This is a genomic window from Hyunsoonleella rubra (genome assembly GCF_042684665.1).
Taxonomy (GTDB): domain Bacteria; phylum Bacteroidota; class Bacteroidia; order Flavobacteriales; family Flavobacteriaceae; genus Jejuia; species Jejuia rubra.
Genome location: NZ_JBHULY010000005.1, coordinates 724,171 through 744,055 on the forward strand (window position 1 = coordinate 724,171; position 19,885 = coordinate 744,055).

Sequence of the window (19,885 nt, forward strand, 5' to 3'; positions counted from 1 at the left end):
ATGCGTGCATAGTTTAGATTACATGGGAATAATTATTATTTTAGAGTGAATTTCAATCCATGAAGAAAAAGATAACATTAAAGCAGATAGCCAAGGAATTAGATGTTTCAGTATCAACGGTTTCCAAGGCATTGAGCAACAGTAAGGAGATTAGCGAGGATACTACCCAAAAAATACAGGCCTTTGCCAAACTCTATAACTACAAGCCCAATAATATAGCGCTTAGCTTAAAGAATAGAAAAACTAAGACTATTGGTATACTGATTCCTGAAATTGTGCACCACTTTTTTTCTACCGTGATTCGGGGTATTGAGCGTGTGGCCAATCGTCGAGGATACAACGTTATTGTTGGACTTTCCAACGAATCGTTTACTAAGGAAATCATCAATATGGAAATGTTGGCCAATGGTAGTATTGACGGCTTTATTTTATCCATTTCTAAGGAGACTCTTTTGAAACAGGATTATCACCATTTTAACGCCACGATAAATCAAGGGATGCCAATCGTAATGTTTGATAGGGTAGTGAATGAGGTACAATGTGATAAGGTGATTGTGGATGATTTTAATGGAGCGGTTAAGGCTGTGAAAAAGTTGATTGAAAACGAATGTAAAAACATTGCACTAATAACCACAATGGACTACGTGAGCGTTGGTAGGCTTAGGACTCAAGGCTACTTGGATGCTCTGCAAAGTAGCGGGATTGAGGCCGATTCCAATTTGATTTTGAAGATTGACGATAGCTTGGACGTTGAAAACCATGTCGAGGTTTTGGAAACCGAAATTGCCCATTTTTTTAAATCGAATCCCTCCATCGACGGAGTATTTGCGGTAAACGAATTGTACGCGGTTAGCGCCATGAAAGTGGCCAGAAAATTAGGGCTTACCATTCCGGATGACATGCAGGTAATCGGGTTCACTGACGGAGTGCTTTCAAAACATGCCACACCTAGCCTTACAACGGTTAGCCAACATGGCCAAAAAATGGGAGAACAATCCGCTAATTTATTGATTGATAGACTGGAAGCGGAAGAGGCCGAAAGCGAGCAATACTTTACAAATAGCGATCAAAAAAGAGACTTTATAAAGGTGGTTATCGAGACCGAAATCATTGAAAGGGAATCTACTAAATAGTTTCGTAACCAAATTTGGCCATTAGGAAAATCAAAATTCTTTTATATCTTTGATTCGAAATCAAAACTTATATTTTCACTTCTCACATAAGTTTTGGTAAGTAATATCTAAAATATCGCTTATCAAATAGTATTAATCATTAAAATACTATTTAATGGAAAAGCGTCGATTAAGTTTCTGGGAAATTTGGAACATGAGTTTCGGGTTTCTGGGAATCCAGATGGGCTTCGCCCTTCAGAATGCAAACGCCAGCCGAATACTTCAAATCTTTGGAGCGGATGTTCATGAATTATCATGGTTTTGGATCATTGCACCATTAATGGGTTTAATTGTTCAACCCATCATTGGACATTATAGCGACAAAACTTGGGGTAGATTTGGCAGAAGAAAGCCTTATTTTTTGGTGGGAGCTATTCTCGCCTCAATTGGGTTAATATTAATGCCGCAGGCCGATATTTTTATAGCATTTATACCTGCCCTATGGGTTGGCGCTGGGATGCTGATGATTATGGATGCTTCATTTAATATTGCCATGGAGCCTTTCCGAGCATTGGTTGGAGATAACTTAAGAACAGACCAGCGAACGCTCGGTTTTAGCGTTCAAACTGCACTTATTGGTTTTGGAGCCGTAGTAGGTTCTTGGTTGCCCTATGTTTTAGCAAATTGGTTTGGAGTTTCAAATGAATCTGCATCTGGGTCCGTGCCATTTCATTTGGTATTGTCTTTTATTATTGGGGCTATTATCTTAATCGTTTCAATTTTAGTTACTGTAACAACTACTAAAGAGTATTCTCCTGAGGAACTGGCTAGTTTCGAGGATGAAAAAGCACATTCTGAAGCGCTTGAAAAAGACGGCGAACAAGAAAAATCAAGTTTATTGGACATTTTTGAGGATTTCAAAAAAATGCCCGAAACGATGCGCCAGCTAAGTTGGGTGCAGTTCTTTTCTTGGTTCGGACTTTTTGGGATGTGGGTGTTTGCTACACCAGCTATTGCACAGCATACCTATGGCTTGGCATTTGATGATAGCAGTAGCGCGTTATATCAAGATGCTGGAGATTGGGTTGGGATTCTCTTTGGAGTCTACAATTTTGTTTCCGCATTTTATGCATTTGCATTGCCATCTATCGCAAAAAAGGTTGGACGAAAGAAAACGCATTCCATTTCACTAATTATTGGTGGTTTGGGGCTACTATCTATTTACATCATGCCAGACAAGAATTGGCTAATGCTTTCAATGATAGGTGTTGGGGTGGCATGGGCAAGTATTTTGGCAATGCCTTACGCGATTTTAGCAGGGTCTATTTCTCCAAAAAAAATGGGCGTTTACATGGGAATCTTTAATTTTTTCATTGTGATTCCTCAAATTATAAATGCGCTTATCGGAGGACCTTTAGTGAAGTATGTTTATGGAAATCAAGCAGTAGTTGCTCTAGTAATGAGTGGTATAAGTTTTTTAATTGCGGCGGCTTTAGTGTTTAAAGTTAAAGACGTTGACGATGTAGTGGAAAAGAAATATTAATAAAACTCTTATCCGCCCGAGTAAGAGTTTCCCGCTGTAAGCGGGACTATGGGGCTTTTCAAATGAATAAAAAAATAGGAGTCATATTCGATTTGGATGGTGTTATCGTCGATACGGCAAAATACCATTATTTGGCATGGAAAGACCTTGCCGATCATTTAGGTTTTGAGTTTACCGAAGCGCATAATGAGCAACTGAAAGGTGTTAGTCGTGTGCGCTCGTTAGAAATCCTTTTGGATATCGGAAAGGTGCATCTGTCCGAAGAAAAAAAGCAGGAATATCTGTTGAGCAAAAACGAACATTATTTAGAGTATATCTATAAAATGGGGCCTGATGAAATCCTTCCTGGGGCAAGTGAGTTGCTCGATATGTTGGATGAATTGGGTTTTCATTATGTGTTGGGCTCAGCGAGCAAAAATGCACCGCTAATCTTAAAACAAGTAAAACTATTCAGCAGATTTGCTGGAATTGTAGATGGTAACAGTGTTTCAAAGGCCAAACCCGATCCGGAGGTATTTTTAATTGGTGCCGAAAAATTGAATTTAAAACCTGAGCATTGTGTGGTTTTCGAAGATGCCATTGCCGGTATTGAAGCGGCCAATAGGGCAAATATGATATCTGTCGGTATTGGAGACAAGGACGTGCTCCATGAAGCCGATTTTAATTTTAAAAATTTAACTGAAATCCCAAATGATTTTTTCACAAGGAAGGTTTCAGAAAAAATATTGAAAGGAAATGAACCAAAATTATATTAAGCCAGATAGCTGGTCGATTATAGAGGAGGGGTTTGATGCCAGTCGTGTTAAGTCCTCTGAGAGTTTATTTAGTATAGGCAATGGTGCCATGGGGCAACGTGCCAATTTTGAGGAGCAGTATTCAGGAGCCACCTTCCAGGGTAGTTATATTGCTGGCGTGTACTATCCGGATAAAACCCGTGTGGGTTGGTGGAAAAACGGTTATCCAGAGTATTTTGCAAAGGTGCTCAATGCACCCAATTGGATTGGTATTAATGTGTTGGTTAATGGCGAGCCTTTGGATTTGCATACCTGTAAAACTGTTAAAAAATTCAGGCGAGAACTTAATATGAAGGAAGGCTGGCTGTCCCGATACTTTATAGTCAAACTCCCAAATGATGTGGAGGTTGAGGTTTCGATAAAACGTTTTTTAAGCTTGGAATTGGATGAAGTGGGTGCAATTCAATATGAAATTAAGCCGATAAATATGGATGCCGAAATCGTCTTTCAGCCTTATTTGGACGCTGGGATAACGAATGAGGATACCAATTGGGATGATAAATTTTGGGACACCACCCATGTAAGCCATCTCAACCATCAAGCCTTTATCGAAGCTAAAACCATGAAAACGGATTTTCATACATGTACGTTCATGGAGTCCAAGGTTTTTATTTCGGAAAAACCAATTTTGGTAGAGCACAATGTTACTGCGGATTCCAATCGGGTGGCTTTTAATTACGCCTATCCTGTTAAGCAGGGAGCGGTATATAGCATTCAAAAATTTGGCGGGTATGTTGTGGATAGAAATCACGATAAATCCAAATTGGTGAAAGTTGCTAAAAGCGTTCTCAAAACAGCCACTAAAAAAGGATTCGATAAGCTACTTGAAGAACAAAAGAAAGCATGGAGCAATATTTGGGAAATGGCAGATATCACTATTGAGGGTGATGTAAAAGCACAGCAAGGCATCCGATTCAATATTTTCCAATTAAACCAAACTTATTTAGGCAAGGATTCCAGATTGAATATTGGCCCGAAAGGGTTCACTGGCGAAAAATACGGCGGTAGTACCTATTGGGATACTGAGGCCTATTGTATTCCATTTTATATGGCTACAAAGGATCAAAAAGTGGCACGTACCCTTTTGGAATACCGCTACAACCATTTGGAAAAAGCTATTGAAAACGCTAAAAAATTAGGTTTTAAAAACGGGGCAGCCTTATATCCGATGGTAACAATGAACGGTGAGGAATGCCACAACGAATGGGAAATCACTTTTGAAGAAATACACAGAAATGGAGCGATTGCCTTCGCCATTTACAATTATTGTCGCTATACGGACGATTACTCGTATATTCCTGAAAAAGGATTGGAAGTGCTCATTGGTATAGCGCGTTTTTGGCAGCAGCGCGCCAACTTTTCAACGGCTAAAAACCAATACGTTATTCTTGGTGTCACAGGACCTAATGAATACGAAAACAATGTGAATAACAATTGGTACACCAACTATATAGCGAAATGGTGTATCGATTACACCTTGGCTCAAATTGAAAAGGTGGAAGAGGGATATACCAAGGATTTTTCGCGAATTGCCAAAAAAGTGAAATTGTCAAAAAAAGAATTGGCACTTTGGAAGGCGGTTGCCGATAATATGTATTTCCCGTTTTCAGATAAGCATAACGTTTATTTGCAACAGGACAACTTTTTGGACAAGGAACTGATTACCGTTGCCGATTTACCAAAATCTGAAAGACCCATTAACCAAAAGTGGAGTTGGGATCGGATTTTACGGTCGCCCTACATCAAGCAGGCGGATGTGCTTCAAGGCTTATACTTCTTTGAAGATCATTTTTCAGATAAGCAATTAGAACGGCATTTCGACTTTTATGAACCATTTACGGTACATGAAAGTTCTTTGTCGCCCTGCGTACACAGTATCCAAGCTTCAAAATTAGATAGAATGGAGCAGGCTTATACTTTCTATTTAAGAACGTCGCGGTTGGATTTAGACGATTATAATCACGAAGTCCACGAAGGTCTGCACATTACTTCAATGGCTGGTACCTGGATGAGTATAGTGGAAGGTTTTGGCGGTATGCGGGTTAAGGATGGAAAACTGTCTTTCGCTCCTAAAATTCCAAAACAATGGAAGGGCTATTCTTTTAAAGTGAATTTCAGGGACCATATTTTAAAAGTAAATGTGACTCCTAAGCAGGCCAATTTTGAGATGCTTTGTGGCGAAGCACTTGAAATTTTGGTAAACGACAAGCCCCTAACATTGGAAAGCAATGTATTAAAAGCAGTGAGCTGATTTCCGGAAGTACAAAAAATAGATATATGTCAGTTCGAGTGTCCCGACAGGTTTCGTCGGGATGTATCGAGAACCATTTAAAAAACAAAATGAGCTAATTAAAATGTTAAAACATAAAATGAAATCAAAAAATTTAATAATCCTTATTTTCCTCATATTGATCTTCAATTTTGGCCATGCTCAAGAGTTGACTTCCCCAAATGGAGCGCTTTCAATGCAATTTTCTTTGGAAGAAGATGGCAAACCAATATATCAATTGTCCTATAAAAATGAAGAGGTCATAAGGCCAAGTCATTTGGGTTTAGAGCTAAAGGATGATAAAAAATCATTGCTTAACGATTTTGAAATTGTTGAAACAAAGACATCAGCTTTTGATGAAACATGGCAACCAGTTTGGGGTGAAGAAAGCAAAATAAGAAACTATTACAACGAGTTAGCTATAACCCTAAAACAAAAGGAAACCGATAGATTAATGTTGGTGCGTTTTAGGATGTTTAATGAAGGCTTAGGGTTTCGTTATGAATTTCCACAACAAGACAATTTAGTGTATTTCGTAATTAAAGAAGAACGGACACAATTTGCTATGACTGGAGATCATATGGCGCATTGGATTGCTGGTGATTATGATTCCCAAGAATACGATTATACCAAGTCTAGGCTTTCGGAGATAAGGGAAAAGTTTGATAGCTCGCGCCAGAGCAATGCTTCGCAAACCGCATTTTCAAAAACTGGGGTTCAAACGGCATTAATGCTAAAAACGGATGGTGGCTTATACATCAATTTGCATGAAGCGGCGCTGGTGAATTATGCTTGTATGCATCTGGATTTAGATGATGAGAACATGATATTTGAGTCGCATTTAACTCCAGATGTAAACGGTGATAAAGGCTATATGCAAGCCCCGTGCAATTCGCCGTGGCGTACCATTATGGTTAGTGATAATGCACGCGATATTCTAGCATCCAGAATCACTTTGAACTTAAATGAACCCTGCGCCATTGAAGATACCTCTTGGATAAAACCAGTGAAGTACATAGGTGTTTGGTGGGAAATGATAACCGGTAAAGGCTCTTGGGCGTATACCGATGAATTGCCAGCCGTCCAATTGGGAGTAACGGATTATTCAAAAGTCAAACCAAACGGTAAGCATTCTGCAAATAATGAAAAGGTAAAGCGCTATATCGACTTTGCTTCTGAACATGGGTTTGACGGGGTATTGGTTGAAGGCTGGAACGAAGGTTGGGAAGATTGGTTTGGAAAATCAAAGGATTATGTGTTCGATTTTGTAACGCCATATCCCGATTTTGATGTGCAGGAAATTCATGATTACGCCAAGTCAAAAGGCGTCAAAATGATTATGCATCACGAAACTTCTGGTTCCGTCAGAAACTATGAGCGTCATATGGATCAAGCTTATCAATTTATGAAGGACAATGGATACGACGCGGTGAAAAGTGGGTATGTTGGTAATATCATTCCAAGAGGCGAACACCACTACAGTCAATATATCGTGAATCATTATCAATACGCTATTGAAAAAGCGGCCGACTATGAAGTGATGGTGAATGCCCACGAAGCTGTTCGTCCGACAGGCATTTGCAGAACGTACCCTAATTTAATTGGGAACGAATCCGCTAGGGGGACAGAGTTTCAGGCGTTTGGCGGTTCAAAACCAAATCATGTCACCATTTTGCCGTTTACACGATTGATTGGCGGGCCGATGGATTATACCCCCGGGATTTTTGAAATGGATATCAGCAAGTTGAATCCGGAAAATAATTCCCATGTGAATAGTACGCTTGCCAATCAATTGGCATTGTACGTTACCATGTATAGTCCGTTACAGATGGCCGCTGATTTGCCGGAGCATTACGAACAATTTATGGATGCCTTTCAATTTATAAAAAATGTGGCGATAGATTGGGATAAGAGCGTTTACTTGGAGGCTGAACCTGGGGATTATATCACCATAGCTCGAAAAGAAAAAAGCGGCAATAATTGGTTTGTTGGAAACGTAAATGGGATTGTCCCCAGAAAATCATCTATCAAATTAGATTTTCTTGAAAAAGGGAAAAAATACATGGCGACCATCTATGCCGATGCCAAAGACGCGCATTTCAAAACCAACCCGCAAGCATACACAATCAAAACGAAAAAGGTGACCAATAAATCTAAATTATCCCTGACGTCAGCTCCGGGAGGTGGTTATGCTATTAGCATCGTTGAAATAAAATAACAGAATTATGGCAAAGTATCATAAAATAATAAAACAGTTAGCTTTTGTTGGGTTTCTGTGCGTATATACAGTAACTTTATCGTGCAAAAAACAAACCGCAGAAAACAAGGAAGAGGTGGCCGAAACATCTTCATTTACAGAAAAAAAAGATATCCAACGCATTGAGCCACTAAACTGGTGGGTAGGTTTCAAAAACCCATCCTTGCAACTTTTGGTACATCACCCGAACATTTCAAAATGGACACCTGAAATTAGATACACAGGGGTTTCAATTGAAAAAGTACATCAGGCAGATAGCCCAAATTATCTCTTTTTGGATTTAAATATTTCAGAATCTACAAAACCTGGAAAATTCAATATCATTTTTAAAAAAGAAGGAGAGCCGAGTTTGGTGCATACTTATGAATTGAAATCACGTTCAAAATCAGCTGAGGATTATTTAGGCTTTGATAGCACTGATGCCATTTATTTAATTACGCCTGATAGGTTTGCCAATGCAAATCCAGAAAATGATGTGATTGCATCCATGAAGGACACCAGTTTGGACAGAACTGATGGTTATGCTAGACATGGTGGGGATATCAAGGGCATCATCAATCATTTGGATTATATTGAAGATTTGGGGTTTACGGCTATTTGGTCATGTCCGTTGTTGACCAATGATATGCCAGAAGGTTCGTACCATGGATACGCCATAACCGATTATTATCAGGTCGATCCGCGTTTCGGCACCATTGTAGACTATTTGGAATTGTCCAAAAAGCTTTCCCAAAAAGGTATGAAATTGATTATGGACCAGGTGGCCAACCACTGTGGTGTAGAGCATTGGTGGATGAAAGATTTTCCGTTTAAGGATTGGGTCAACCATCAAGAAAAATATGAAAACAGGGATGAAAACTGGGAGGCTGGAAAGAATATTATGACGACCCACAGACGGACCACTAATCAGGATATTTATGCTTCAGAAATTGATAAAAAAGGGATGAACGAAGGCTGGTTTGTTTCGGCAATGCCAGATTTAAACCAGCGCAATCCGTTTATGGCGCGATATACTATTCAGAATAGTATTTGGTGGATTGAAACGGCAAATTTAGGGGGCATTCGTCAGGATACTTACCCTTATCCCGACAAGCATTTTATGAGCCAATGGGCGGGTGAAATCATGCATGAATATCCTAATTTCAATATTGTAGGAGAGGAATGGACAAACAACCCATTGCTGATTGCCTATTGGCAAAAGGACAACGCTAACAAGGATGGTTACAATTCTAATTTGAAATCCCCGATGGATTTCGCCATGCAGGAAAAAATCGTAAAAGGTTTGAACGAAGAGGAAACTTGGGGTACAGGCTTTATCGAAATTTATCGGGCCTTGGCTAACGATTTTATCTATGTAAGTCCGAAGGATATTATGGTCTTTCCCGATAATCATGACATGAGCCGCATATTTACCCAAATGTACGGTAGTGTGGTGAATACCAAAATGGCGCTGAGCTACATTTTGACGTTGCCACGAATTCCACAATTGTATTACGGTACCGAAATTTTAATGCATGATTTTGATAACCCCGGCGACCATGGATTGGTTCGAACCGATTTTCCTGGGGGATGGAATGGCGATACTGTAAACGCATTTACGGGCGAAGGTTTGACCAATGAGCAAAAAGATATGCAGGCCTATCTCAAAAAGATATTGAATTATAGGAAGCAAAGTACTGCGATTCACGAAGGCAAAACCGTTCATTTTGCTCCTGAAAATGGTATTTATGTGCTTTTCAGGATTCACGAAGACGAAGTTGTGGTTCATATCATGAACAAAAATGTGGAGCCGGTAGAACTGGAATTACAGCGATTTGAGGAAGTTGGTTTAGATGGAAAGACACTAAGAAATATACTTACAAGTACTGATGTGCTCTGGAAAGACAAGTTCGTTTTAACCGAGAAGGGTACTACACTTTTGACTACGAAATTGGATTGATGTGACAGACCTCACAGGTTTTTAAAACCTGTGAGGTCTCCAAAAATCCAAAAGACCAAATACATGAAATACGAGCCATTAACTTCTGGTAATTATTATCACATTTACAATTGTGGTAATAACAAGGAGGACATATTTATTGAAGAAAAAAATTATCCTTATTTTTTGAATCTTATCAAAAAGTATATTGTCCCTGTTGCTGACATACTATCATATTGTTTGTTGAAAAATCATTTTCATTTATTGATAAAAACGAAAGATGGGATTGATGCCAAAACCATTTCTCGTGCTTTTTCAGATACTTTCAATGCTTATGCTAAGAGTATCAATAAAAGTTATGGCAGAACGGGAAGCTTATTTCGAGATAGGTTTGCGCGCATAAGAATTGACGATGAAAGCTATCTGAAGTCTTTAATTATTTACATTAATTCGAATGCCGTACAACACGGATTTGTGTCCAATTTTCGGGAATATGAACATTCGTCGTTTCATGCATTAGTGTCCAATAAGGTAACACTCGTTAAACGTGAATTTGTTTTGTCGCTATTTGATGGTTTAGAAAATTTTGAGACTGTGATGAACGCCAAAATGGAAATTTTGGAAGAACTGATTTTAGAATGATTCTATAGGATGAAAAAGACCTCACAGGTTTTTAAAACCTGTGAGGTCTGAAAAAAAAATAAAAATTTAAACAGATGAAATATGGTATCATAGTGTTTGTGTTTATAACGATGTTGTCTTGCAAAAATGAAATCAAACAGGAAAACTCTATAAATAATCAGAATAGAACAACCTATTTCAAAACATATCCAAAGGCGCAATTATCCAGTGGAAAATTAATGCGCATGGACAGTTTTCCTTCGAAATTTATCACATCAAGACCTGTTGATATTTGGTTGCCCAACGATTATTCAAAAGAGAAGAAGTACGCCGTAGTTTACATGCACGACGGGCAAATGTTATTTGATTCCACTTCTACATGGAACAAACAAGAATGGAAAGTGGACGAATGGGCTTCGAAATTAATGGACGAAAACAAAACAAAGGATTTCATTGTTGTTGCCACCCACAATATCAAAGCAGAGCGCTGGCAGGATTTATTTCCGCAGAAGGCATTTGCAAATTTGTCAGAAGGCGATAAGCAGATAATCAACCAGCAAAAAAAACATATTAAAGAAGGCAGTAAGCTAAATGGTGATAATTATCTAAAGTTTTTGGTAGAAGAATTGAAACCGATTGTGGATATCGAGTTTTCAGTGCATAAAAACAAAGAAAACACTTTTGTGATGGGTTCAAGTATGGGAGGGCTTATGAGCATGTATGCGATATGCGAGTATCCTGAGGTGTTCGGAGGAGCAGGTTGTCTGTCCACCCATTGGCCTGGAGCACAACCGATTGACAATAATCCGCTCCCATGGGCCATTCTTAAATACATGGAAAATAACTTGCCAAATCCATCAAACCATAAAATATATTTCGATTACGGTACTGAAACCTTGGATGCACATTATCCGCAGTATGCTCCAACAGTAACACAGATTTTAATGTCAAAAGGCTATTCAGAAGATAATTTCAAAAATTTAAAGTTTGAAGGTACAAACCATTCTGAAAATGCGTGGAATAAGCGACTGGATATTCCCTTTACTTTTTTATTAGGACAAGATTAAAATGAAATCGATTCAATACATATTAATAGCATTAATGATGGTAGGTTTAAGTTGTACGAAAGAAAAAAAAGAAGCTAAAGCCCAAACAAGTGATGTTGAAATAACCAAGAAAAAATACGTGGTCTACCAAGTGTTTACACGTTTATTTGGCAACACCAATACCACCAACAAACCTTGGGGTACCATCGAAGAAAATGGCGTTGGTAAATTCAATGATTTTACAGAAACGGCATTAAAAGAAATCAAGGATTTAGGTGTCAGCCATATTTGGTACACGGGAGTGCCTCATCACGCGGTCATCAATGATTATACGGAATATGGTATTTCAAACGACGACCCCGATGTAGTGAAAGGAAGAGCAGGTTCGCCGTATGCCGTAAAGGATTATTTCAATGTAAATCCAGACTTGGCGGTTAATGTGGAAAACCGTTTGGAAGAATTTGAAGCATTGATAAAACGCACTCACGATGCGGGCCTGAAAGTGATAATCGACATAGTGCCCAATCATGTGGCAAGAAACTACAAAAGTATTTCCAAGCCTGAAGGAGTTACAGATTTTGGAGAGGATGATGATGCCTCCATATCCTACCATAAGCACAATAATTTTTATTACAACCCGGGCGAAGCCTTTAAGGTGCCCGATTGGAAAAATGGCTATTCTCCTTTGGGCGATGAAAAACACCTTCTTGAGGACGACCAATTCCCAGAGCAACCCGCAAAATGGACCGGGAACGGTTCAAGATTGTCGCAACCCGATATGAACGATTGGTACGAAACCGTTAAGGTAAATTATGGCATTTCACCAGAAGGGAAAAAGGATTTTGACGAACTTCCCGAAGGTTTTGAAAAAGAAGACTATAAAAAACACTTCGAGTTTTGGAAGGACAAGGAAGTGCCAAATTCTTGGTTGAAATTTAGGGATATTGCCTTGTATTGGGTGGATAAAGGTGTTGATGGTTTTCGATATGATATGGCAGAAATGGTGCCAGTGGAGTTTTGGAGTTTTATGAATTCGTCTATCAAAGTGAAAAATCCAGATGCTTTTTTATTGGCAGAAGTGTACAATCCATCATTGTATAGAGATTATATCAAAAAAGGAAAAATGGATTACCTGTATGATAAAGTTCAGCTTTATGATACCATAAAAAGCGTAATGCAGGGCAAAGGAAAAACGGATCATATACCGCCAATTTTGGAAGAGCTGATGGATATTGAGCATCACATGCTTCACTTTTTAGAAAACCATGATGAGCAACGATTGGCAAGTCCAGATTTTGCTGGGAATCCTGAAAAAGGCAAGCCGGCGATGGTGGTTTCGGCGACATCAACAACCTCGCCCACTATGATCTATTTCGGACAGGAAGTTGGGGAAGATGGTTCTGAGGACGCTGGTTTTGGTTCGCCAACACGCACCTCGATTTTTGACTACGTTGGTGTACCCGCACATCAGCGATGGGTGAACGACAAAAAATTCGATGGGGGACAATTGTTTGACGGTGAAAAAGCCCTGCGTGATTTTTATAAAAGATTGTTGAATTTCACCATTCAAAGTGATGCCCTAGTTGGGAATTATTCAGATATCCACAGTTACAATCGCAAGTACACCGAAGGCTATAATGATAAAGTTCTGTCCTTTGTGAGGTGGAGTGACAATGAAAAACTGATTATAGTCGCCAATTTTGATGATGTCAATACCTATGAATTTGATTTAGAAATTCCTGAGCGTATTATTAAAAATTGGAAGTTATCCGACGGCGATTACCTAATGCGTGATGTTCTTTACCGCGAATATGTTTCAAAATTGGAGGTTGAAAAGGGGAAAGGAAGCATCAATATTCGATTGAAGCCTTTGGAATCCTTCATTTTAAAAATCAAATAGCCCATGAAGCATTTACTTCTTTTATTAGCTTTTGTATTCATTTTCAATTGTAAAGACGAAAAACAAGCCCCTGTGAAGCATGTTGAAATCCCTTTTGTCTGGGAGGGCGCGAACGTGTATTTTTTGTTGACGGACAGGTTCAATAATGGCGATACTTTAAACGACATCAACTTCGGCAGAACCCTTAAAACTGGAAAACTCCGTGGTTTTGAAGGTGGTGATATCAAAGGGGTCACCCAAAAAATTAACGAAGGTTATTTTACTAATTTGGGTATAAATGCCATTTGGATGACGCCAATAGTTGAACAAATCCATGGAGGGACAGATGAAGGTACTGGGTTAACCTATGGGTTTCATGGCTATTGGGCCAGTGATTGGACGGCCATCGACCCAAATTTTGGCACAAAAGAAGATTTACGAGAATTAGTTGAAACCGCCCATAAAAAAGGCATTCGAATTCTTTTGGATGCTGTCATCAACCACACGGGGCCTGTGACTGAACAGGATTCGGTATGGCCAGAGGAATGGGTGCGTACGGAACCAACTTGCGATTATAAATCGTTTGAAAATACGGTGACCTGCACTTTGGTGGAAAACCTCCCGGACATCAGAACAGAAAGTAATGAAACGGTGGAGTTGCCTCACCAATTAGTTCAAAAATGGAAGTCTGAAGGCCGTTTTGAGGATGAGGTTGCAGAACTGGAAGCCTTTTTTAAGAAAACTGGCTATCCTCGTGCACCTCGTTTTTACATTATGAAATGGCTTTCGGATTATATTTTAGAATTTGGCATTGACGGGTATCGGGTAGATACAGTGAAGCATACCGAACCTTATGTTTGGCAAGAGTTTAAAGATGTTTGTAATGTGGCTTTCACAGAGTTCAAAAAAAACAATCCTGATAAAGCGTTAGATGACAATCATTTTTATTTGGTAGGTGAAGTCTATAATTATGGTATATCGGCAAAAAAAGCCTTTGATTTTGGCGATAAAAAAGTCAACTATTTTGATGGCGCTTTTAATGGATTAATCAATTTTGAAGCCAAATGGAATGCAAAGGAATTACCAATTGATGCGTTTTTTCAAAACTATTCAGATGTTCTAAACTCAGATTTAAAGGGGTATAGCGTTTTAAATTATTTAAGCTCCCACGATGACGGAGATCCTTTTGACCCTTCAAGGGAAAAACCTTTTGAAACCGCAACGAAACTATTGCTGTGTCCAGGCGCATCGCAGATATATTATGGGGATGAATCTGCACGTTCATTGGTGATTGAAGACACTCAAGCTGATGCTACTTTACGGTCATTTATGAATTGGGAAGCGATTCAGAATGATGCAACAACTCAAGATATTTTGAAACATTGGCAGAAACTGGGGCAATTTAGAGCCAAACATCCTGCCGTAGGTGCTGGTGTGCATCATATCATTTCGAAAGATCCTTTTGTGTTTTCGAGATCGTTTAGCAAAAACAGCTTTGAGGATAATGTGGTGATAGGCTTGGGGTTGTCCACGGGAAAAAAAGTAATCAATGTTTCGGGGGTTTTCACCGAGGGTGAAAAAATTCATGATGCATATTCCGGTCAGGAAGCTGTAGTTACAAATAAAACCCTCACTATTACTTCAAATTTCCCAATAGTTTTGCTAGAACGGTAACACGTTTTATACAATTCCGCTTGAACATTTCAAATTATTTCAGAGGTATCCCCAAAAAAAAGTGAAATTGTTTCCACCGATACTTTGGAAATTTCATCAAAATTAGGATATTTGAGTCCTAGTATCTTTAATAATACAGTTGTCTTCAATTGTGTACCGTTTCTATAATTTGTGAAATGGTTTAAGAATTAGCCCTAATGACGTTTTAATAAATTTCAAAGTATAAACTCCCTGCAAACTCTTTTCATGTCCTGCAGGCATAAACAAATAGATAAAAATGAGTATTTTAAACACATTCAGTGTAGAAGGAAAAACAGCATTGGTAACGGGTTGTAAAAGAGGTATCGGAAAAGCAATGGCCGTAGGTTTGGCCGAAGCAGGCGCTGACATTATCGGTGTTTCCACATCCTTAGAATTAAGTGGCAGCGATGTTGAAAAAGAAGTGCGTGCGATAGGTAAAAACTTTAGTGCTTATCAATGCGATTTCTCGGATAGAAAGTCATTGTATGAATTCATTGAAGCCGTAAAAGCAGATCATCCTAAAATTGATATTTTGGTAAACAATGCAGGTACTATCTTAAGGGCGCCCATAGCTGAACATCCTGATGAAATGTGGGATAAAGTGATTGAAGTAAACCAAAACGCGCAGTTTGTGCTTACCAGAGAAATTGGAAAAGAAATGGTTGCACGGGGTTCAGGAAAAATTATATTTACCGCGTCGCTCTTAACATTCCAAGGGGGGATTACTGTTCCAGGATACGCCGCAAGTAAAGGTGCCATTGGGCAACTTACCATGGCCTTCTCAAACGAGTGGGCAGGCAAGGGCGTAAATGTAAATGCCATCGCTCCAGGCTATATCGCCACAGATAATACAAAAGCTTTAAGAAATGATGCCGCAAGGGCAGAATCAATACTATCCAGAATTCCGGCAGGTCGCTGGGGGAAACCTGAAGATTTTGCGGGCCCAACCGTATTTTTGGCTTCGGAGGCTGCATCCTATATGAATGGGGCTATCGTGGTAGTTGACGGTGGCTGGATGGGTAGATAGTAAAATACTGATCCGCTATTGGTTTGGTCAAAAATATACTTGAAAATTAGGGTTACATTTAAAAACCAAAATTATATACTAAACTAAAACTAAACTTTACTTGAAAAAGCCTTTATGAATGATGAATTCATAGAGGCTTTTTTATTTGGAAACAACTTGTATGATGAGCTTTGAATTGCCATTATAAGTGATCACAATCTGTGCTGTGTCATTTTGATTCTCCCTTAAATGAATGATTTTCAGGTACGCATTTTCTTTGCTCCCCAAAAGTGAAAGATCAAAGTTTTCGAGAATTTTAAACTGATCTCCGTTTTTCCCTTCAGACCTGATAGAATTGATAAAACTGCCCGTATTGCCTCTTAGGTTTTTTATTTTGATGATTTCGAAATCACCTTGCTTCACACATATTTTTTTTGGTCCCTTTAATTTACTCGAAATCAATGGTAATCCATTGGGAGCATCTTCGTTATAAACCTCCATATTTAGTTGTCTGCCTCCACCGCGCTTAGGCGAACCTCCGGCAATATAGATGCCTTCTCCGGAAACAATGGTCTGTGTGCCATGTCTGGAATAGTGCATATCGGCTTTCCTTGACCAAGTGTCTTTTTCCAAATTATAAGCTTCAACACGTTTGTAAGCTGGGCCCCGTTGCTCGCCTTCTCCACCCATAACAAAAAGTTCGTTATGGAATAGAGCCACTCCCGGTGCCGCTCGAGGTGTGGGGAGAGGTTCGTTCAAAATAGACCATTTTTTTGACTTAAAATCATAAACATCAACTTGGGCAATCAATGGCCCAAAAACCCCGCCATCACCACCTGAGTGTCTTCCGCCCAGAGCATAAAGCTTGTCATTGACTGTTAATGCACTAAAATGGTCCCGTGCATTTGGGGCATCGGATAATACTGTCCAAGTATTTGATTTTGGGTCATATTCATCCAGCCAGTTTACATAACCGCCGTCGTGGCCTATGGTGTTGCCACCAACCAAATAGAATTTATCATCATAGACCACCAAACCCGCGCCCCCTCGTCGTCTATCTTGTGGGATTTCAGGGCCTTGGATCCAAGTTGCTGTAGGCGGATAGTACAACCAAATAAAATCGGCAGGTTTTTCACGTGGAAATTTGTTGGTCTTAAAACTGCCAATTACCCAAATAAACCCCTCAAAAAATGTAGCCTGAAAATGATTGAACTCCTTTGGAGCACTCCCGCCGATAGACCACTTGTCTTTTTTAAAATCATAAACATCCAATTGTTGTGCCTTTTCCCGTCCGCCAAACATATAGAATGCATCCCCTGCCTGAACAAAAGAGCATTCGTGGCGCGCCACATAGTCTTCATTTTCATCTTTATCGATCCATATATCTTGCTGTGAGTAACTTAGCTTAAAATTGGCCAAGCACAATAAGAGAAAAATATGGCAGAAGGAGAACGAGGATTTTTTTTGCATTATCGGATTCATTAATGTTGCTTTAGGCCGTTAATGTGCCTTTATCATTGTAATGATTAAAAATTGTAACAATAGAGAACGTTTGATTGTATTTTGTTGAAAATACAATTTATTATCTTAATTTGTCCCTTTAGATTTACTGAATGGTTCAACCGCTAAAAAAAAGCAAATGAAAAATAGAGTATTGTTTTTAGTATTATGTGTTTTACTAAACATTGGCATTGCCCTAGGGCAGTCAAAAGAAGATAGTGTTAACAGTGAAGCCGTTTCGAAAGCCTGGAATTTAAGGGCGGTGAGCGATTTTGAATTAGCGCAAGGTGGGAAGGCGACATATTATAAAGATAAGCGAAATGGTGCTCTGGCCGTGAATGCTGCGGATAAATCTCAGAGAGATGTGTTTGCAAGCGCTGAAATTACTTTTGAAGGCAAATCTGGGTTCTACAAGCCATTTTTGCGCACAATGACCGAAAATGATGGTGAATCTGTGTATAAAATTTCGGTGAATGGAAATGAGATTAGAACCATTACAAACCCGAAAACCAAGGCACCTTTTGAAAGGGTAACCCACGATTTGGACGTAATTATGTTGAATACAAATGATATCGTTGAAATTCAATCTAAAGCAGTTACCAATGGTGAAATCCCTGAAAATGATGGCACTGCTTGGTCCCGGGGGCGCTGGACGGGCTTGGATCTTATCCCGAAAGAACTACTATCAAACAAAAAGGAATTCCTGCAAGCCTTACTAAAGGATGTGGTGCCGTTTGAAGAAAATGAAGGTCTTTTAGAGGTTGAGGCTGAGGATTTTCACCATAAATCCAATAATGGGTCGCCTCGTGACTGGTACGTGAGGTCCAAAACAAGTATTGTCCCAATTAAAGACGTTATCTTGGAGGATCATGCCGATTCAGCAAGCGGAGAAGCTTATCTTGAAGCTTTACCTGATACACGGGTGACGCACGATGATACACTCGTTAAAAATGAGAATTTTTTCGGGGTTCCTGGGACTGGTGGAACGGTTTCTTATAAAGTTAAAATACAAAACCCCGGCACTTATTACGTATGGGTTAGGGCATATTCTACAGGAAGTGAGGATAATGGTTTGCATGTTGGTTTAGATGGAGAATGGCCGGAAAGTGGTGCAAGAATGCAATGGTGTAAAGGGAAAAATTCTTGGACCTGGTCTTCAGCACAACGAACAAAAGAAAAACATTGTGGTATTCCTCAAAAAATAACTTTAAATATCAAGGAAAAAGGCATTCACTACATCACTTTTTCCATGCGGGAGGACGGTTTTGAGTTTGATAAGTTTATCCTTTCCAAAGCTGCCGATTTTAGGCCCGAATAATTTTTTTACGCTCTGCTTTTTGTGTAAAACCCTTATTTTTCAGGTGTTTGGTTAAATGGATTTACAAAACCAAATAGAACGTTAATACCCTTTTTTTATGTACTTAATTTCATTACTTTTGGCGGAATTTAAAAAACAAGAAAGGATTATGAAACTTATTAAATTATCAATTATAGCGTTAGTGATAAGCTTTGCGTCATGCCAAAACAAGCCTGGAGCGGTTAGCAAAGATGCGCTAAAAACCGAAATAGACTCTGTAAGCTATGCCATAGGAATGGATGTAGGAAACAGTGTGAGTTCAAATTTTGAAAACATCAATAACGATCTGTTTATTGCAGGTTATATGAATGTTTTGGATTCAGCAGAAGTATTGATAGATAAGGATGAGGCTGCAAATATAGTACAAGGTTATTTTCAAAAAAATCGTGAGAAAATCATGAAAAGGCAACAGGAAATCGCCGCTAAAAAAGCTGAGAAGGCATTTGGACATATCAAGACTGAAGGCGAAGAGTTCTTAAAGAAGAATGTAGAAAATCCTGATGTTAAAACCACTGACAGTGGACTGCAGTATATTGTTTTGAAAGAAGGTAATGGTGAAAAACCAACCACTGCTGATAGGGTAAAGGTACATTATCACGGTACTTTGATTGATGGTACTGTTTTTGACAGTTCTGTTGATAGAGGGACACCAACCGATTTTGGAGTAACTCAAGTGATTAAAGGTTGGACTGAAGGTTTGCAATTAATGAACGAGGGGGCCAAATATAAATTTTTCATTCCTCAGGAATTGGCTTACGGTGCGAGACAATCTGGACCAAACATCAAGCCATTCTCTATGTTGATTTTTGAGGTTGAGTTATTGGAGATTTTAGATAAAAAATAGATTTTATGCATATTTAGATTATAGAAACAGGAGGCAATTTAGCT

Annotated in this window: 14 protein-coding genes; 13 read left to right on the forward strand and 1 reads right to left on the reverse strand. The window is 39.1% G+C overall.

All coding sequences use genetic code 11. The features are described from left to right. The first annotated feature begins 59 nt into the window (after positions 1-59). From ACFSR8_RS03960 to ACFSR8_RS04010, 11 genes are all read left to right on the forward strand, one after another. A complete protein-coding gene (locus tag ACFSR8_RS03960) occupies positions 60-1,133 on the forward strand; it encodes a LacI family DNA-binding transcriptional regulator (RefSeq protein ID WP_380289233.1) in 1,074 nt (357 codons plus the stop codon). Positions 1,134-1,287: 154 nt separating this feature from the next. Continuing rightward, the gene (locus ACFSR8_RS03965) at positions 1,288-2,655 is read left to right on the forward strand and encodes an MFS transporter (RefSeq protein ID WP_380289235.1); all 1,368 of its coding nucleotides are present in this window, start codon (positions 1,288-1,290) and stop codon (positions 2,653-2,655) included. Positions 2,656-2,717: 62 nt separating this feature from the next. Next, positions 2,718-3,410: a beta-phosphoglucomutase gene (pgmB, locus tag ACFSR8_RS03970; protein ID WP_380289237.1), complete on the forward strand. Its 693-nt coding sequence runs from the start codon at positions 2,718-2,720 to the stop codon at positions 3,408-3,410. Beyond that, positions 3,391-5,700: a glycoside hydrolase family 65 protein gene (locus ACFSR8_RS03975; RefSeq protein ID WP_380289240.1), complete on the forward strand. Its 2,310-nt coding sequence runs from the start codon at positions 3,391-3,393 to the stop codon at positions 5,698-5,700. Before pgmB ends, ACFSR8_RS03975 begins: the two co-directional genes overlap by 20 nt. Before the next feature lie 118 nt (positions 5,701-5,818). Beyond that, positions 5,819-7,936 carry a glycoside hydrolase family 97 protein gene (locus tag ACFSR8_RS03980; protein ID WP_380289243.1) on the forward strand — a complete coding sequence of 706 codons (2,118 nt, stop codon included), beginning with the start codon at positions 5,819-5,821 and terminating at the stop codon, positions 7,934-7,936. A gap of 7 nt (positions 7,937-7,943) precedes the next feature. Continuing rightward, the gene (locus ACFSR8_RS03985) at positions 7,944-9,914 is read left to right on the forward strand and encodes a glycoside hydrolase family 13 protein (RefSeq protein WP_380289245.1); all 1,971 of its coding nucleotides are present in this window, start codon (positions 7,944-7,946) and stop codon (positions 9,912-9,914) included. Positions 9,915-9,977: 63 nt separating this feature from the next. Then, positions 9,978-10,535, forward strand: coding sequence for a transposase (locus ACFSR8_RS03990; protein WP_380289247.1), 558 nt, complete (start codon positions 9,978-9,980; stop codon positions 10,533-10,535). 74 nt (positions 10,536-10,609) lie between these two features. Then, positions 10,610-11,581, forward strand: a complete 972-nt coding sequence (locus ACFSR8_RS03995; protein WP_380289248.1) for an alpha/beta hydrolase — start codon at positions 10,610-10,612, stop codon at positions 11,579-11,581. A 1-nt stretch (position 11,582) separates the two neighbouring features. Beyond that, positions 11,583-13,460 (forward strand): alpha-amylase family glycosyl hydrolase, encoded by a 1,878-nt coding sequence (locus ACFSR8_RS04000; protein ID WP_380289249.1) that lies wholly within the window; start codon positions 11,583-11,585, stop codon positions 13,458-13,460. Positions 13,461-13,463: 3 nt separating this feature from the next. Continuing rightward, positions 13,464-15,113, forward strand: a complete 1,650-nt coding sequence (locus ACFSR8_RS04005; protein WP_380289250.1) for an alpha-amylase family glycosyl hydrolase — start codon at positions 13,464-13,466, stop codon at positions 15,111-15,113. Positions 15,114-15,396: 283 nt separating this feature from the next. Then, positions 15,397-16,161 carry an SDR family oxidoreductase gene (locus tag ACFSR8_RS04010; RefSeq protein ID WP_380289396.1) on the forward strand — a complete coding sequence of 255 codons (765 nt, stop codon included), beginning with the start codon at positions 15,397-15,399 and terminating at the stop codon, positions 16,159-16,161. A gap of 141 nt (positions 16,162-16,302) precedes the next feature. Here the strand turns inward: ACFSR8_RS04010 and ACFSR8_RS04015 are convergent, their stop codons facing one another. Further along, positions 16,303-17,610 carry a Kelch repeat-containing protein gene (locus ACFSR8_RS04015; RefSeq protein WP_380289252.1) on the reverse strand — a complete coding sequence of 436 codons (1,308 nt, stop codon included), beginning with the start codon at positions 17,608-17,610 and terminating at the stop codon, positions 16,303-16,305. A gap of 169 nt (positions 17,611-17,779) precedes the next feature. On the opposite strand from ACFSR8_RS04015, the gene ACFSR8_RS04020 reads away from it, so the two are divergent. After that, positions 17,780-18,958, forward strand: coding sequence for a hypothetical protein (locus ACFSR8_RS04020; protein ID WP_380289254.1), 1,179 nt, complete (start codon positions 17,780-17,782; stop codon positions 18,956-18,958). Positions 18,959-19,106: 148 nt separating this feature from the next. Further along, positions 19,107-19,841 carry an FKBP-type peptidyl-prolyl cis-trans isomerase gene (locus tag ACFSR8_RS04025; protein ID WP_380289256.1) on the forward strand — a complete coding sequence of 245 codons (735 nt, stop codon included), beginning with the start codon at positions 19,107-19,109 and terminating at the stop codon, positions 19,839-19,841. The last annotated feature ends 44 nt before the right edge of the window (positions 19,842-19,885 follow it).

Excerpts from the sequence above, each read along its gene's own strand:
- ACFSR8_RS03960 (WP_380289233.1), top strand. The coding sequence starts at position 60 with ATGAAGAAAAAGATAACATTAAAGCAGATAGCCAAGGAATTAGATGTT.
- ACFSR8_RS03965 (WP_380289235.1), top strand. The coding sequence starts at position 1,288 with ATGGAAAAGCGTCGATTAAGTTTCTGGGAAATTTGGAACATGAGTTTC.
- pgmB (WP_380289237.1), top strand. The coding sequence starts at position 2,718 with ATGAATAAAAAAATAGGAGTCATATTCGATTTGGATGGTGTTATCGTC.
- ACFSR8_RS03975 (WP_380289240.1), top strand. The coding sequence starts at position 3,391 with ATGAACCAAAATTATATTAAGCCAGATAGCTGGTCGATTATAGAGGAG.
- ACFSR8_RS03980 (WP_380289243.1), top strand. The coding sequence starts at position 5,819 with ATGAAATCAAAAAATTTAATAATCCTTATTTTCCTCATATTGATCTTC.
- ACFSR8_RS03985 (WP_380289245.1), top strand. The coding sequence starts at position 7,944 with ATGGCAAAGTATCATAAAATAATAAAACAGTTAGCTTTTGTTGGGTTT.
- ACFSR8_RS03990 (WP_380289247.1), top strand. The coding sequence starts at position 9,978 with ATGAAATACGAGCCATTAACTTCTGGTAATTATTATCACATTTACAAT.
- ACFSR8_RS03995 (WP_380289248.1), top strand. The coding sequence starts at position 10,610 with ATGAAATATGGTATCATAGTGTTTGTGTTTATAACGATGTTGTCTTGC.
- ACFSR8_RS04000 (WP_380289249.1), top strand. The coding sequence starts at position 11,583 with ATGAAATCGATTCAATACATATTAATAGCATTAATGATGGTAGGTTTA.
- ACFSR8_RS04005 (WP_380289250.1), top strand. The coding sequence starts at position 13,464 with ATGAAGCATTTACTTCTTTTATTAGCTTTTGTATTCATTTTCAATTGT.
- ACFSR8_RS04015 (WP_380289252.1), bottom strand. The coding sequence starts at position 17,610 with ATGCAAAAAAAATCCTCGTTCTCCTTCTGCCATATTTTTCTCTTATTG.
- ACFSR8_RS04020 (WP_380289254.1), top strand. The coding sequence starts at position 17,780 with ATGAAAAATAGAGTATTGTTTTTAGTATTATGTGTTTTACTAAACATT.
- ACFSR8_RS04025 (WP_380289256.1), top strand. The coding sequence starts at position 19,107 with ATGAAACTTATTAAATTATCAATTATAGCGTTAGTGATAAGCTTTGCG.